This window comes from Acinetobacter lwoffii (genome assembly GCF_024129355.1).
GTDB classification, from domain to species: Bacteria; Pseudomonadota; Gammaproteobacteria; order Pseudomonadales; family Moraxellaceae; genus Acinetobacter; species Acinetobacter lwoffii_I.
Map to the genome: position 1 here is coordinate 34240 of NZ_JAMXXP010000023.1, position 15232 is coordinate 49471.

The following is a 15232-nucleotide window of genomic DNA, read 5'->3' on the forward strand; positions in this document are numbered from 1 at the left end:
CCTCAATGTTTTTTATTGTCGCGCTAAACGAATAGGGCGAGGCATCCATGTTAAATCCGATACACGGCAAGGGTTGATATCCAATCCACCACGGCGTGTATAGGTTGCGTAGACCATCAGCTTTTCTGGTTTCAGTTGCTGCCAGATATCGGCAAACATCTGCTCCACACATTGTTCGTGGAAACCATTATGCTGACGGTAGGAAATAATATAAGCTAAAATACTCTTATAACAAGGTTTTTTACCCTGATAACGTATAAAAACTGTTCCCCAGTCTGGCTGGCCAGTGACTGGGCAGTTACTTCTGAGTAAATGTGAATATAACTGGATTTCGCCTTCTGCTACATCATCCGCATCCAAAGCCAATAAACTGGCATCTGGATGATTTTCCAGACGCTCAGGTGTAAGCTCATCAATACAGATACCTTCCGGCTTGCTAATCTCTAGCTCATCGATCTGAAACAGTTGCAGTTTAACTTCAGCTTCAGCCGCAGCAGATAAATCTTTTTCGACCGTCGTGATAAAGGCATCTTGAGATTCAAACTTGGCAAAATTCAGGCTATTGAAATACAGTTTTAAGGATTTGGATTCAATCAGATTCGGCGAAGACGCTGGCAAGCTAATGCGGCCAATAGCCACTTGCGGCACACCGGTTGAATTTAACCAGGAAATTTCAAATACATGCCACCAGTCTGCACCTTGCTGAATCGCTTCGACATGTGCGTATTGTTCACGGGCAGGCGCGCGCGAAATCGGAAACAGAACATCAGGCTGATATTCTGTCGGGTAATTGGTGTCTTTACCAAGGAGAGATTGTTCTACACTCATTATTCACGCATTCCTGAACCACGGGAGAGTAAATGATAGGCCACTGCATACAGCACGGCGCAACATAAGGTAATCACTGTCAGTGAAATGGCAACATTGACATCGCTATGTCCTAAAATGCCATAGCGGAACGCATTGACCATATACACGACAGGATTAATTAAAGATAAATTTTGCCAGAATGGGCTTAAGCTCGAAATAGCATAAAACACACCACCTAAATAGGTCAGTGGTGTTAAAACAAAAGTCGGGATGATCGAGATATCATCGAAAGATTTGGCATAGACGGCATTGATAAAACCACCCAAGGAAAACAGCAGGGAAGTAATCAAGACTGTATATATAGTCACAAACCAGTTGGTGATGTATAAATCGGCAAAAAATAAGCTCACGGCACTGACAATAATCGCAACTAATATGCCACGAATCACACCACCCAATACATGACCCCATAAAATGGCATGCATCGGTACAGGACTCATAATCAGTTCTTCAATGCTTTTTTGAAATTTTGAGCTGAAGAAACTAGATGAGACGTTGGCATAGCTGTTGGTGATCACAGCCATCATAATCAGACCGGGCACAATGAACTCCATATAACTATAGCCGCCCATTTCTCCAATCCGTGAACCGATCAGATTACCGAAGATCACAAAGTACAGGCTCATGGTAATGGCAGGTGGCAACAGGGTCTGTGGCCAGATGCGCATAAAACGACGCACTTCTTTATAAACGATGGTATATAAAGCAACGCCGAGTTGATTAATGTTCATTGCGCAGCTCCATCCAGATTTTTCTCGACCATTTTCACAAAAAGTTCTTCCAGGCGATTGGACTTGTTACGCATACTGCGCACCTGAATATTCTGCGATTCCAGCAACTGGAACAGATCATTCATACTGTGTGCCTTATCCATGGTAATTTCCAGGGTCATCGGGTCGATTAAATTAAAACGTACCCCGATAATCTCCAGATGCAAGGGTTCAATCGGTTCGGCCAGATCAAAAATAAACGATTCTTCATTGAGCTGACTTAGGAAGCTTTTCATGGTGGTGTCTTCTTTAATCACACCGCGATCGATAATCGCAATGCGGCGACACAGCATTTCCGCTTCTTCTAGATAATGCGTGGTCAGAATGATAGAGGTGCCTTTTTCATTCATCTCGTTTAAAAATTCCCACATCGAACGACGCAACTCGATATCAACGCCTGCCGTCGGTTCATCCAGAATTAGCAGTTTCGGTTCGTGCATCATGGCGCGCGCAATCATCAGGCGACGTTTCATCCCGCCGGATAACATGCGGGCCTGAGTGGAACGTTTTTCCCATAAACCCAGTTTGGTCAGATAAAGCTCCGCCCGTTCCTGTGCAATTTTTTTAGGAATGCCGTAATAGCCTGCCTGAGTCACCAAAATATCAAAGGTTTTTTCAAACTGGGCAAAGTTGAATTCCTGAGGCACTACGCCTAGGCACTGTTTGGCCTGAGAGGGGTGGGTATCCAGATTATGACCAAAAATTTCGACTGTACCGGAGGTTTTTTTTGTTAATGAGCTGATAATACCGATGGTAGTAGATTTTCCTGCGCCATTAGGACCCAATAGCGCATAAAATTCACCTTCTGGTACATTTAAGTTAATTCCTTTCAATGCCTGAAAGCCATTGCGATAGGTCTTTGACACATCCCTTAAGATCAGTGCATCAGTCATGAATATCTCAAATGGTGAAAAGTTGAGATATTGTGAGTGATCTCGCAAAATAAGCCAAGTGATTCACACGCAATTCTGTGTTGCTGTTTTGGAACATTGTATAAAGCTTAAGCATAAAAATGATGAAGTTAGAGATAGTTGCTTTACCTTATGCTTTTTTTTGTTATGATGTGCGCGATCCAAAAAAGATGCGCTCATAGCTCAACTGGATAGAGTACAGGTCTCCGAAGCCTGTGGCGTGGGTTCGAGTCCCGCTGAGCGCACCATTTATTTAAGCTATAAAACTGAAAAATAAATCAAATTAGTAACGCACACAGTTGCGGCCATCATCTTTCGCCCGATAAAGATTGTTATCGGCAATTTTCAAAACGTCTAGAATATTTTTAGAACTGTCTGGCCAAGAAGCAATACCAATCGAAATGCTAATGTGACCTATGTCCTGAATCTCTTTCCCTGCAATCTCTTTTCTAAACCTTTCTGCACTTTCATACACTTCAGTAAGATTGCTATTCGGTATAATAATGATAAATTCTTCACCACCGTAGCGGCAGCAAATATCATCTTTACGAAATTTTTGCTGCATCGTCTTGGCAATATGCTTTAAGACAACATCACCTTGATCATGACCGTAATTGTCATTAATGTTTTTAAAATGATCCACATCCATCAGAAGCACTGAAAAAGGGATGTTCATTTTCATGTTTTGAGTCATGACATAATTCAAACCACGACGATTCATCAAGCCGGTTAAAGGATCTGTATTAATATGATGATCCATTTTGCTCATTTGTTGTGAAAATTTGCGAACACTAAGCAGTAGAGCTAACTTGAATTTTGTGACCTCATAGTACCAGGGCTGGATATTCTTAATTTTTGAGCCAATTTCTGCCTGATTCAGTAAACTCGCCATATCTGCCAGTTGGTTCAACGGGGCCGAGATAGAATCAGACAGCCGCCATACAATATAAAAAACAAGCAGATAAAATAAAAAGAATCCTGCGGCTAATTTATAAAGGATAGAATTTGCCTGTTTAAGTAAATCATGGGTAGGTTGCTGGGAAACCACGATCCAGTTTGAAGTCGGAATATGAGAAAAACCTGCCAGATTATCAACGCCCTGGCTGTTGATTAAACGAATTTGACCATTTTTATGCGCATGCATATATTTCAGACCAGTATTATTGCTGGCCCATTGCCCAATTCTTTCACGATCCGGATGAAAAATAATTTTATTTTCATTGTTAATCACATACATATAACTATTCTTATAATTTTTATAAGTGGTTAGAAGCTGATTAATTACATTTTTTTCTTTTAAATAAATCGCTGCACCGATGAAGCCCTGATAGTGATTTGACTTGTCAAAAATAGGTTGAGAAATAAACACGATCATATTTTTTTGTACAGAAAAATAGGGTGAAGATATATAAGTCGATTTTTTATGGAGAGAGTCAATAATCCCTTGAGTATGTTGTATTTTGCTTTTATCAATATGCAAAATATTAGGCGAAAAGTTTATTAGTCTGCCTTGGGTATCACTGATCACGACACTGTTATAGTGTTCAGACTGATATTTTAATTTATTGACCTCGGCTTCTCTAAGTTCATTGTTGTTAAAGTCTTGACTTAATATTTTGGCACTATAGTCCAGTTCAAGAAGCATATTTCTAAAATGGTTGTCTGTACTTAATGCAATTTTATGGGTATGGTCAGCATTTAAGGCAAGAGAATTGTCGATTAACTGATTTTTTACGATCTGATAGCTAATAATGAGAGAAATAATAAAAAGGCTAGACACACTGAAAATAGCTAATAAAAGTATTAACTGCCTTAAATTGAGATCAAGGTGTTTCCTAAAATTATTAGCTGACATAAAAAGTTATATATATCTCGATGTATTTATGAGCATTGTATTGCATTTATATTCAATGTTTAAGGTTGCTATAAAATTAAATTTCCATTAAGTGGGAGTTTTTATTTCGATCAAATTTAGAGTTTATAGATCGCTTGGCTGTAAATAGGGTAGCTTTGAAAAGCTGAGTAAGGTTCTGAATATTTGATTATGCTACAAATAAAAATATGGTATTTAACGTTCAGAAAATCTATTCAATAATTTCGATCTGTCCATCCAAATGATGAAGTACTCAGACAAAAATATGGTTAATTGAACTTAATGGGAGATTAAATTGTCGTTAATTTTTTAAAGATAACCTTTTGAAAATTAGTAGTATAGATTCTATGACAGTAGTTTCTTTGAATATTGCTACTTTCCCGGAAGTATTTTTTATAAAAAATCATATTCCAGTTTAAATTTTGAAGCGCTTATTGATGTTATGAACGAGATGAGCCGCTATTTAACCGGAAGTTGTATGCCTTAATAAGGTATTTTTCTAGAAATCAATGAATTAAATAAAGACGATATGAATGCAAAATTCTTCGTAAGACAAGCCAGAAATATTCTAATCTGCTTTAAAAAAATGACAATTAAAATCTTGTATAAGTCTTCTTTTAGAAGTGTAAAAGAGTATTGTCGGTTAAAAAAATACTGTTATATTCAACTCATGGTAGGTCGTAAAACCAATAAGACGCTACCGATAAGTTGGACGGATCAATGACAGTTAGTTGAGTTTGATGTTTATTACCAGACAATAAATCTAGCACTAGCCATCCAACACAGAGCTCGCAGAAATGCGAGCTTTTTTAATGTCTGCGCAATTCATTCAGTTTAATATTCTTTTTCTTATAATCCATCCAGATAAAAAAGTTTACACTGCCAAATTCGCTAACATCTTGAAGACTAATCGCTTGGCTAATTATGGTATAAAAAACTGCAAATTGGATAATGAGAGAGGAAGGAAAAATGTCAAAAATGATTGATATCAAGGTAAAAGATCAATTTAGTCAAGTGACTGAAGCGAAAGCGATGCTGCGTTCCTTTGCAGAGCACAACATTCATCATGCAGCTGAGTTGGTCAAAAAAATTGAACATATCGTGGTAGATGGTGAAACGATTCTGCCGAGTATTGAGCTATTATTTGAAAGCCAACAATCTTCAAATATTTATCGCGTTGTCGAATAATTTAATCAGTGAACTTCAGATAGGTAGAAAAAAATTGAACTTATTTATCCGAAATCACCGATTCAGCAGTTAAAAAACTCACCATTTAGGTGAGTTTTTTATACTTTGGTGTTTGCTAGCTTGGATACTACTGTATGCAGCTATAATCAGCTTCTGATTCAATATCTAAGAGAAGACAACGTGATAATGGGCTTTAATTGGCCGAAGGAATATCCCATAACAATAAAAAAGCTCGCTGGAGTGAGCAAATATTTAAATCTGTTTAAGCTGCACATTCACATCATATTTTTCAAAATCTTTTAGAATCTGCACTAAAGTTTGCTGTGCGATTGTATGCTCAGGGCTTAAAGAAATTTCCTGACGAGTCGTGCTGTCAAAACATTCAATGGCCTGGATCAGCCAATGATGCTCAATGGGACTTTTTTGAATCAACACACGGCGCGGTTGCAAGCTGTCACTGATCTGGCGGGGAAGCACATAGGTAATCGCCAGTTGCACAAATTGCAGTTCTTCAACCGGACTTAAAAAGGTGATCACCCAGTTGCCAACTTTACTCAGTTGCATGGGATTATCGAACGCATCGAATTCTAAATAATGTGACATATACATGATCCAATCGGATGTCTATGCTCACTATATGGCGGGATTGTAATTCTTTTTCTATCACGATTAAGTCGGATATTTCGAGCTTTAAATTTCGCTTAAATATAAATATACCAAATAACCAATTAGTTATCTTAAATAATTAAAGCTGCCTCATTGTTAAACTCGCTTATTTAAGAGTTTAAAAGACTAAGATATTCTTATTCAGGCGCTTCATTTTGCTGCAAGTGGTCTAAAGCAAAATTAATCTGCTTTAGAATGTGATTCAATTTTTGAGGCGCAATGCGACTTTCCTGAAGTGATGTGATCCATTGCATTTGACAAAGTTTCAAACTGCGCACATCCGGTGCCTGTAAAATATGGTGAATTTGCTGTTTGGCCATCAAGCCACAATATTTTTGTAAGCTTTCCATCATCATATATTTGAGGTCTTCAAAAGACATGAGTTTGAGTTCAGGCAGCTTTTGTTCATGGCTTGAATCTGTTTCAGCAGATGGAGTGTTCTGCAATATTTTTATGGGCTCCATCTCGGGGGTGAAATCTTTTGTTGCAGAATCCGCTGCTATCGAGGAATTCAACGAACGGTGAATCTCGGAGTGTGCCAGGTCAACTTTTGTATCTGTTCTCGCGTCTGCTTGCTTTTGACTGAAGGCTACCTCGCCAGTTTCAGCCGGAACGATTAGATCCATGGCATAAAGTTGATCTAAGAGTTCGGCAGGAGCAAGCTGCTGCTTTAAGCCATCATTTAATAAGTTGAAATCCTGGCTGCCGATCAGAACCAATAAGCGGCGTTGGCGTGCGGTCAGTGGGATGGAGCGATCCTGTAGCACCTCGATCCCACGTTGAGTTTTATAAAAATGCATCATAACTGAATAGATGGTTGCTTAAATTCAGCTAGAGCATAGTCTGTGAAAATTACATTAATATGAAGTATTTATTAAAATACAGAGGTTTATTTTGATAAAAACTATAATGTCGTGATCGCCGTATTTTCAAGTGCCTTACGTAAATAAGGATCTAGCTCATCTTGACGCAACAACCATTGCACATAGTCAGCAGGTAGCTCTGCAATAGCGGTGCCGCGATGTTTACCAAAATTAATCGTACGTGGAATTCGGGCATCTTCAGAAGCATCGAATAATTCCTGCATACTGTTGATTTTTAAATGATGCACAATATGCATTAAAATATTGGCCGTTAAAATAATATCCATATCGGCACGATGCGCTTTACGGATCATTTCACGCGCTCTTTCGCTGCCTTTGGTGATCATATAAATCAGGGCAGAAATATTGTGTGCTTCCGCATCTGGCCAGACCCGACGTGCTAAAGCCAGTGTACAAATCGCCTTGATTTTTGAAGTATCTACACCACATTTTTCGATGGCACGGACGTCATAATCAATATTATGGCCGATCATGTAGACGGTTTCATCAGGCAGGCGAAAGGTACTGTAATGCGGCTGACCTTCCAGATCGGATTCCAGAATATGATGCACGGCCATGGCAGCAAAAGAAATGGCTTCGTCACATGAGTAGAGCTGATCAAACAGGCGACTTTTATCCAGACTTATTTTATGTTCTACAATTTCGACAGGCGCATAAGCAATTTCGATGGGTTGACCATTTAAAGTATGCGTTTCGGTATCAAGAATAATGGCCTGCATGTCGGAAATGTGCCTGAAAAAGAGAGGAGAGTAAAATCTAACATTATTATTTTGCAACTGACAATTGAATTGCTTTATTTCTGTATTAATTACCGGCTTTTTAACGTATGACGACTATTTGTATAGTTCTGGAGACAGAAACCTCTCTATTCTTAAGTTTGCATGCTGATTTCATAATAAATCTAAACCAGTGCGAATTTAGCAAAAAAATAACGCATTCTTTTCTTGATATTGTTTAGATAAATTGGGAAATTACATATGGTTTTATCGTTTGTTAAAGATAAAACCAGAAAAACTCATTAGAGATGATAATAAATAAGATAAGGATAAGATCGATGAAACGTCAAGTATTGACCTGTACTCTTCTCACATTAAGTGTAGCCTTAACTGCTTGTAACGATGATAGTGATAATGATCGTTTTTACGAGTCCAAACCTGCTGTTCCAGTAAATAATATCGATAATCCAGTCGTGGCAACACCTGTAGCCTATACTCAAACGGATCTCTCCGGGATCGCTGACGAAAGTGTGATCATGACTTATAAGATGTTAGGAATTAATGGTAAGGAAACACAAGCTACTGCATTAGTTTTCACACCCGAGGGAACACCTCCAGCTACAGGCTGGCCAATTGTGGCATGGGCACATGGAACTACCGGGGTAGCTGATCAGTGTGCACCGAGTCGAAAAGCGCTGAATGATTATATTAAAGCCATGATTGGCGGGTTTCTCCAAGCTGGCTATATTGTAGTGGCACCTGACTATGAAGGTTTAGGAGAGCCGAGTGGAAAAGAACTTCATCCTTTCTTGCATCTGAAAAGCGAAGCTTATTCTATTACTGATGCAGTCGTGGCTGCACGAAACTATTTAGGTTCACAAGCGTCTAATCAATGGGTTGCAGTAGGGCATTCTCAAGGTGGCCAAGCAGCTTTAGGCGCTGCGCAATATGCAGCACGTGCTTCTAAGATGACCTATAAAGGTACGGTAGCTTTAGCACCGGCTTCAAATTTCAATCTGATTTTGACAGGAGGTGAACAACAGGCGGGACAAGAAACAAATCTGGATAAAAAAATTGGAACTTTAGCATCTTTAGATACCTTTACTGCACTGATTGTTGCTGGTTTGCGTAACCCGAACCCAAATTTGCAATATAGTCAGATTTTTAAAACGCCAACCGATGAAATCGCAAAAAATGCAGAAACTGACTGTTATGATGTATTAGGCCAGAAATTTGGTACTGCAATGTATGCTTATGCACAATCAAATAATAACTCAGTAAATAATTATCCTCGTACTCAAACTAACTTTATGAGTATTCCAGTCGTAAAGAGCTTCTTAGAAAAATATTCTCAGCCTTTACTTGTTAAAGTTTCTACGCCAGTGATTATTTATCAGGGTTCAGCAGATAGTACCGTTCCCAAAGCAGCAACAGATGTTTTAGTTGCACTCGCCAATCAGAAACAAACTTCAGTACGTTATATTACGGATGAGTCAAATGTAACTAAATGGGATCATGGTAGTGTCTATGCACTGAATATTCCTAATATTATTTCAGATGTAAAATCTCTAATGCCAATTCAATAACTTATTTTTATCTGAATGGCTCATGTTTTTTTAGACATGAGCCATTTTTATTGCAAACTGAATAAAGTTCATGATCGAAAATTTAAAACTTCATGCTACAATACGCGCCAATCTTAGCACGGCTTAAAAGCCCTAAATCAATAGGACCTCGCTAATGTTTGCCAATATCTCTATCGCTGAATTTGATCCAGAATTAGCTCAAGCAATCTCGAATGAAGATGCTCGCCAAGAAGCTCATATTGAGCTAATCGCTTCTGAAAACTACTGCTCACCAGCAGTTATGGAAGCTCAAGGTTCAAAACTTACTAACAAATATGCGGAAGGCTACCCAGGTAAACGCTACTATGGCGGTTGCGAGTATGTAGACGTTATCGAACAATTGGCGATTGACCGTGCTAAAGAACTCTTTGGTGCTGATTATGCTAACGTTCAGCCACATGCTGGTTCACAAGCAAACTCAGCAGTTTACTTAGCGCTTCTTAACCCGGGCGATACAGTTCTGGGTATGAGCCTTGCTCACGGTGGTCACTTGACGCACGGTGCAAAAGTAAGTTTCTCTGGTAAAACATATAATGCGATTCAGTACGGTTTAAACCCTGAAACTGGCGAGATCGATTACGAAGAAGTTGAGCGTTTGGCGCTTGAGCACAAGCCACGCATGATCGTTGCTGGTTTCTCTGCATACAGCCAAATCGTTGACTGGCAGCGTTTCCGTGACATCGCGGACAAAGTTGGCGCTTACCTATTTGTTGATATGGCTCACGTTGCAGGTCTGGTTGCCGCTGGCGTTTACCCAAGCCCGGTGCAAATCGCTGACGTTACTACGACTACGACTCACAAAACACTTCGTGGTCCACGTTCAGGTCTGATCCTTGCGAAAGCAAACGAAGAAATCGAGAAGAAACTTCAATCGGCTGTATTCCCAGGCAACCAGGGTGGTCCTTTGGTTCACGCGATTGCTGCGAAAGCAATCTGCTTCAAAGAAGCAATGGCACCTGAATACAAAGCTTATCAGCAACAAGTAGTTGTGAATGCGAAAGCAATGGCTGAAGTATTAATCGCTCGTGGTTATGACGTAGTTTCTGGTGGTACTGAAAACCACTTGTTCTTGTTGTCTTTAATCAAACAAGACATCACAGGTAAAGAAGCTGACGCTTGGTTAGGTGCTGCTCACATTACTGTGAACAAAAACTCTGTACCAAACGATCCACGCTCTCCGTTCGTCACTTCAGGTATCCGTATCGGTACACCTGCAGTAACAACTCGCGGTTTTGGCGAAGCTGAAGTGCGTGAACTTGCAGGCTGGATCGCTGACATCCTAGATGCTAAAGGCGATGAAGCTGTTATCAACGCGGTGAAAGAGAAAGTTGCAGCGGTATGTGCTAAATTCCCAGTTTATGCATAATCGCTTATAAACGGAAAGGAGCTCCCAACCGGGAGCTTTTTTTATAGCTGTAAAAATAACGATGTAAAAGATGTTTAGACTTGATCGGGCTTATATAGATCAATTTCCATGCCGTAAGAGATTGAGTCATCAATAAAATCATATTGAGTTTTTCTCAATCTGGCTTAAAGTCTTTTATCAACTATTTGTATTTTTAAATGCTTTAAAAGAATGAATGCATTCGTTGCATGCTTTGCTTGAAATTATTTACAGGAATTATTTTCAGAACCTGACACTTTAAAAATAATAGGTTATTGAGCTGAAGATCATGGTAGATGAAGCGCTTGAGTGAATCCCATGTTACTGTAAGGTGGTGCTGATATAAGCGCCGTGAATGACATCATTCTTTTTATTTAAACGTTATATGGATCGGTATCATTTGAATATGGGTAAATCCTGTATTTAAAAATGCTGCTGGCGGTTGATTGATTAATTTTTCATTTATGCATTAAACAAGGTAATAAGGATGACTAAACCCAACATTATTTTATCTGAGCAAGATTTACATCGTCTGGAAACGATGCTGGAGAATCAGAGCAAGCTGAGCGAAACCATGATCCGCTTAGAGGATGAATTGGCACGTGCCGAAGTGGTCGAGCCGCAAGCGATCGCAAGCAATATCGTAACCATGCATTCCCGTGTGTTGTTGACCATTGCACCTTCTACGGAAGCTGTTGAGGTGACACTAGTTTACCCACACGAATTTAAAGGTGAAAAGGGGCAGGTCAATGTCATCGCACCGATAGGTGCAGCCATTTTGGGCTTAGCAGAAGGTCAAACCATTGAATGGCCACAACCGGATGGTAATACCATGAAAGTGACCATTGAAAAAGTGCTGTTTCAGCCGGAGAGCGAAGGGGATTATCTTTAAGCCAGCGTTGGATCATCCTTGAAAGCCATAGCAATATGGCTTTTTTGTATATGGATTTTAAGTAAAACCTGGTGTTGTAAGCATTTAGATCAGATTGAATACATTTTAAAGTTCTAAATGCTTAAAGTTAAACAATTCTCAAGATGCTACGTAGCCATTTATCTCTGTAATTGGATTGTCTTGCCAAAATCATAATTAAAATAAAGATAAAACATGGATTTAGTTAAAGTGATGTAACGAATTTCTGGATAAATATACACAACGCAGTCTGTTTTTTTGCTACATTCGAAGATGTTCTAGACTTCTTTGTTTCACTTTTTTTAAAGGATATCGCCTCAACCATGTCGCGCTTTGAAGCTCTACCTGCCTTGACTGACATGATGCTTGATCGTGAGGAAATTCTGGCGATTAAGCGTAATGAGCTTGTGCCTGTACTGGATAATCAATATGGGCTGAATCATTATGCAGATGCTTTGATTCAGGCACAGTCCGTTCTACTGAATGGTGTAGACCCGCACTTGACCCAACAGTTAAGCCATACCATTGAGCAATTGATTCAGGCTTTGGCAGAATCTAAAAAATATCTGAAAAAACGTAAATTTAATGCCCTACAGAAATGGCTAGGCATCGATCTGGATTATGGCTCAAGTCAGGTGGAATATTATCAACGGCTAGACCGTTTGCTCGATCAGGCCGATCACTTAAGCCGTAAATTGCAGATTGAAATTCAGAAATCGCAGTCACGTTTTCAGCAGCTTTTGGGGTTGCGCGAACAGATGGCCAAGCACATTGTCGCAGCAGACGAGTTTCTGTCTGAATATCCGCTATTCGTCAAAAACCAGCATCCCTTGGATAATTTTTCAGAACGCCTCTCCAAGAAAATTAATACCTTACGTACCTTGCAAAGCAGTAATGACATCGCCATTACCCAGATGCAGCTTTCGCAGCAGCTTTCCTTTAGCCTGCTGGATCGCTTTAAGGAAGCACAGCAGGTCTTGATTCCGGCCTGGCAATATCATGTCAAACAAAGCCAGACGAAACACTCGACAAGTGATCTGGAAAAACTTGATAATAGCCGTGAGAGTCTGATTAAAACGTTAAAAAAATCCCTCGAGAAACCCTCGAAAACATAACAATATAAGGTGAACTATGACCAAGTCTGATTTAGTAAATTTACCTGTTGAAAGCTCGAATGAACTGGTCGAACAAAAATTCCAGCAAATGGACCTGAAAGAACTGGGCTTGCAGCCTGCTGACTTTCAGGAGGTGCTGGCTGCACGTAAAGAGTTGCAGAACATGAGTCATAACAGCGTGGCTGAGTATGGTAAAAATATTGCGACCAAAACTTCGACCTATACCGATGAATTACTGAATCTGGTGCAAAATAGAGATCTGGATGCGACAGGACAGAAGCTGAATCAGGTGGTACAGGTGGCGCAGCAGCTAAATACCAGCAGTATTCTCAATAAAAAGAAAAGCTCGGGTTTTTTTGGCAATATCATCAGTAAATTCAAAGGTGCGAAAGATAACTTTGATGCGCATTTCAATACCACTAAAGAGCAGTTAGATGTACTGGTGAAAGAGATTGAAACCTCGCAATCCGGTTTGAAAGCACGTGTTGATACCCTGGATAAAATGTTTGACGGGGTACAGGATGAATATAAACAGCTCGGGGTGCATATCGCCGCAGGACGTTTACGCGAACAGGAGCTGCAACAGGAAATTTCCGCTTTAACCGCCTTGCCGCAAGATCAGAGCACCACCCAGAAAATTTATGACCTGAACCATCTGGCCAATAATCTGGAAAAACGTGTCAGTGATTTACAGGTATTGCAGCAATCTGCGATGCAGACCTTGCCAATGATCCGGATTATCCAGTCGAATAACCTGATGTTGGTCGACAAGTTCTATGCGATTAAAAACATTACTTTACCGGCGTGGAAAAACCAGATCAGTCTGGCGATTTCGTTGAGTGAACAGAAGAACAGTGTACAGCTGGCCAATACCATTGATGATGCTACCAACGAGCTGCTGCGCCGTAATGCTGACCTGTTACATCAGAACTCGGTTGATACGGCTAAAGCCAACCAGCGTTCAGTGATTGACATCGAAACGCTTGAACATGTGCAAAACACCCTCATTAAAACTGTAAATGATGTGATTCAGATCCAGAAAGAAGGTGTACAAAAACGCACAGAAGCAACCGTGCGTTTGAAAGCTTTGCAGGATAATCTGAATCATTTGGTGATTGAATCAAGTACCAGTGGATCCAAGCCCAACTAAATCAGGTGGGGCCAAAATCTGAAAGAAGGAGTAGAGATTGCCGCCCTTAGATGAATACGCCGTTAAGCCTCAGGACATCAAGCAGGGGGTAGTTGCACTCAAGAAACGTCAACGCAATTTGATGCTATTGGGTTTGACTACCTCTACTATATTTATAGCTTCAATCATTAGCCTATTTTTCCAGCAGGAACTGGTCTATGGCTTTTTTGGCCTGAGTACTGAAGTTCAGCAGTTGCATTTACCGGTCAGTGTAGATGCCACACTGGCCAGCATTGGTGATAGTCCGGATTATTTTTTTAGTTTACTGAGCTGGTTTGGCTGGCTGATTATTAAAATTTTTGCCTCTTTTATCGGCGCATTTTTTGTGATTGGCTTACTGAAAAAGTTGCGTTTCTTTTATGTGCGCTTTCAGTCTTTTGTGCTGAAATTTGTCGCCTGGCTGATTGCTTTTATCGTGATCTGGTCGGGATTAACCTACTGGCAGCATGATCTACGTAATGATCGGGATGATGCTTATCAGCAAGTGGTGTATTACGACAGCAATATCAATGACAGTGAAATTGCCCGTTATCTGGCCGATTCAGAGATTGCTGCACCAGTAAAGTCTTATTTACTGGCGCAAACGGCATTGCTGCATAAGCCGCAGGATTTATCTGCCGCAAAACCCTATGTTTTAAACTTGGTTGAGGCAGAAAAACAGGATCCTAAATTTGAACAATATGGTTTCAAGCCTGAACAAATCTGGACTATGCAGCAACAGGTCTATGGTCAAGCCATGACACCAGTCGCCAAGAGTGTAAATACGCAGGTACAACAGGCGGATCAGTTAAGTCAGATCACGAAGCTGGTCATTATTGGTGTCGCTATTTTATCGGCGCTACTCAGCTTAATCTTGTTTTTCTTGGCCAACTCAATCAAGGGTCGTTCCCTGCGTATCGAACAGCGGATTCATTAATTTCCCATAATGCTCCTGAATAGGGAGCATTTTTTGATGAAATTTCAACGCTATTTTTAAGATAACCTATTCAACTTGCTTAACACAGTTCAAAAATTTAAATAAGGCAGTAAAAAAACTAGGTTTAGGGTCTGTTGACATTTACTGTTCATAATTAACCCTATAAAGGTAGCCATAAAAATATACAGGCTAAAGCAACAGAACTTTGATAATTT

Annotated in this window: 14 protein-coding genes and 1 tRNA gene; 8 read left to right on the forward strand and 7 right to left on the reverse strand. The window is 40.0% G+C overall.

Translation table 11 applies throughout. From position 1 onward, the window contains the following. Window positions 1-12 precede the first annotated feature (12 nt). Genes queF through NI468_RS11265 form a run of 3 tightly spaced genes read right to left on the reverse strand, consistent with a single transcriptional unit; the run spans window position 13 to window position 2533 of the window. Window positions 13-828: an NADPH-dependent 7-cyano-7-deazaguanine reductase QueF gene (queF, locus tag NI468_RS11255; protein ID WP_253101921.1), complete on the reverse strand. Its 816-nt coding sequence runs from the start codon at window positions 826-828 to the stop codon at window positions 13-15. Further along, window positions 828-1601 (reverse strand): ABC transporter permease, encoded by a 774-nt coding sequence (locus NI468_RS11260; protein ID WP_253101924.1) that lies wholly within the window; start codon window positions 1599-1601, stop codon window positions 828-830. The genes queF and NI468_RS11260 overlap by 1 nt, the downstream gene beginning before the upstream one ends. Then, a complete protein-coding gene (locus NI468_RS11265; protein ID WP_253101927.1) occupies window positions 1598-2533 on the reverse strand; it encodes an ABC transporter ATP-binding protein in 936 nt (311 codons plus the stop codon). The genes NI468_RS11260 and NI468_RS11265 overlap by 4 nt, the downstream gene beginning before the upstream one ends. Window positions 2534-2723: 190 nt before the next feature. Between NI468_RS11265 and NI468_RS11270 the strand changes: the two genes are divergently transcribed. Then, window positions 2724-2799, forward strand: a tRNA-Arg gene (locus NI468_RS11270). Between the two features lie 35 nt (window positions 2800-2834). Here the strand turns inward: NI468_RS11270 and NI468_RS11275 are convergent. Beyond that, complete coding sequence (locus NI468_RS11275; RefSeq protein ID WP_253101929.1) at window positions 2835-4406, reverse strand: sensor domain-containing diguanylate cyclase; 1572 nt, start codon at window positions 4404-4406, stop codon at window positions 2835-2837. A gap of 987 nt (window positions 4407-5393) precedes the next feature. Here NI468_RS11275 and NI468_RS11280 point away from each other — a divergent pair. Next, on the forward strand, window positions 5394-5612 hold the full coding sequence (locus NI468_RS11280; protein WP_180038768.1) for a hypothetical protein: 219 nt from the start codon (window positions 5394-5396) through the stop codon (window positions 5610-5612). Between the two features lie 252 nt (window positions 5613-5864). Here NI468_RS11280 and NI468_RS11285 read toward each other — a convergent pair whose 3' ends face one another. The 3 genes from NI468_RS11285 to NI468_RS11295 form a co-directional block, all read right to left on the reverse strand. Beyond that, a complete protein-coding gene (locus NI468_RS11285) occupies window positions 5865-6215 on the reverse strand; it encodes a hypothetical protein (protein ID WP_164543105.1) in 351 nt (116 codons plus the stop codon). Between the two features lie 200 nt (window positions 6216-6415). Further along, window positions 6416-7081: a hypothetical protein gene (locus NI468_RS11290; RefSeq protein WP_243474642.1), complete on the reverse strand. Its 666-nt coding sequence runs from the start codon at window positions 7079-7081 to the stop codon at window positions 6416-6418. Between the two features lie 101 nt (window positions 7082-7182). Continuing rightward, the gene (locus tag NI468_RS11295; protein ID WP_004645595.1) at window positions 7183-7881 is read right to left on the reverse strand and encodes a DUF3820 family protein; all 699 of its coding nucleotides are present in this window, start codon (window positions 7879-7881) and stop codon (window positions 7183-7185) included. Window positions 7882-8216: 335 nt separating this feature from the next. Here NI468_RS11295 and NI468_RS11300 point away from each other — a divergent pair, with 335 nt between their 5' ends. From NI468_RS11300 to NI468_RS11325, 6 genes are all read left to right on the forward strand, one after another. Further along, the gene (locus NI468_RS11300; protein ID WP_253101933.1) at window positions 8217-9464 is read left to right on the forward strand and encodes an alpha/beta hydrolase; all 1248 of its coding nucleotides are present in this window, start codon (window positions 8217-8219) and stop codon (window positions 9462-9464) included. Window positions 9465-9618: 154 nt separating this feature from the next. Next, window positions 9619-10869, forward strand: a complete 1251-nt coding sequence (gene glyA, locus NI468_RS11305) for a serine hydroxymethyltransferase (protein ID WP_005103619.1) — start codon at window positions 9619-9621, stop codon at window positions 10867-10869. A 505-nt stretch (window positions 10870-11374) separates the two neighbouring features. Next, window positions 11375-11779: a nucleoside diphosphate kinase regulator gene (gene rnk, locus NI468_RS11310; protein ID WP_004279022.1), complete on the forward strand. Its 405-nt coding sequence runs from the start codon at window positions 11375-11377 to the stop codon at window positions 11777-11779. Window positions 11780-12120: 341 nt separating this feature from the next. Continuing rightward, window positions 12121-12912: a hypothetical protein gene (locus tag NI468_RS11315; RefSeq protein WP_004279021.1), complete on the forward strand. Its 792-nt coding sequence runs from the start codon at window positions 12121-12123 to the stop codon at window positions 12910-12912. Window positions 12913-12928: 16 nt separating this feature from the next. After that, the gene (locus NI468_RS11320) at window positions 12929-14062 is read left to right on the forward strand and encodes a toxic anion resistance protein (RefSeq protein WP_129716469.1); all 1134 of its coding nucleotides are present in this window, start codon (window positions 12929-12931) and stop codon (window positions 14060-14062) included. Between the two features lie 37 nt (window positions 14063-14099). Beyond that, window positions 14100-15017, forward strand: a complete 918-nt coding sequence (locus NI468_RS11325; protein ID WP_253101936.1) for a hypothetical protein — start codon at window positions 14100-14102, stop codon at window positions 15015-15017. Window positions 15018-15232 lie beyond the last annotated feature (215 nt).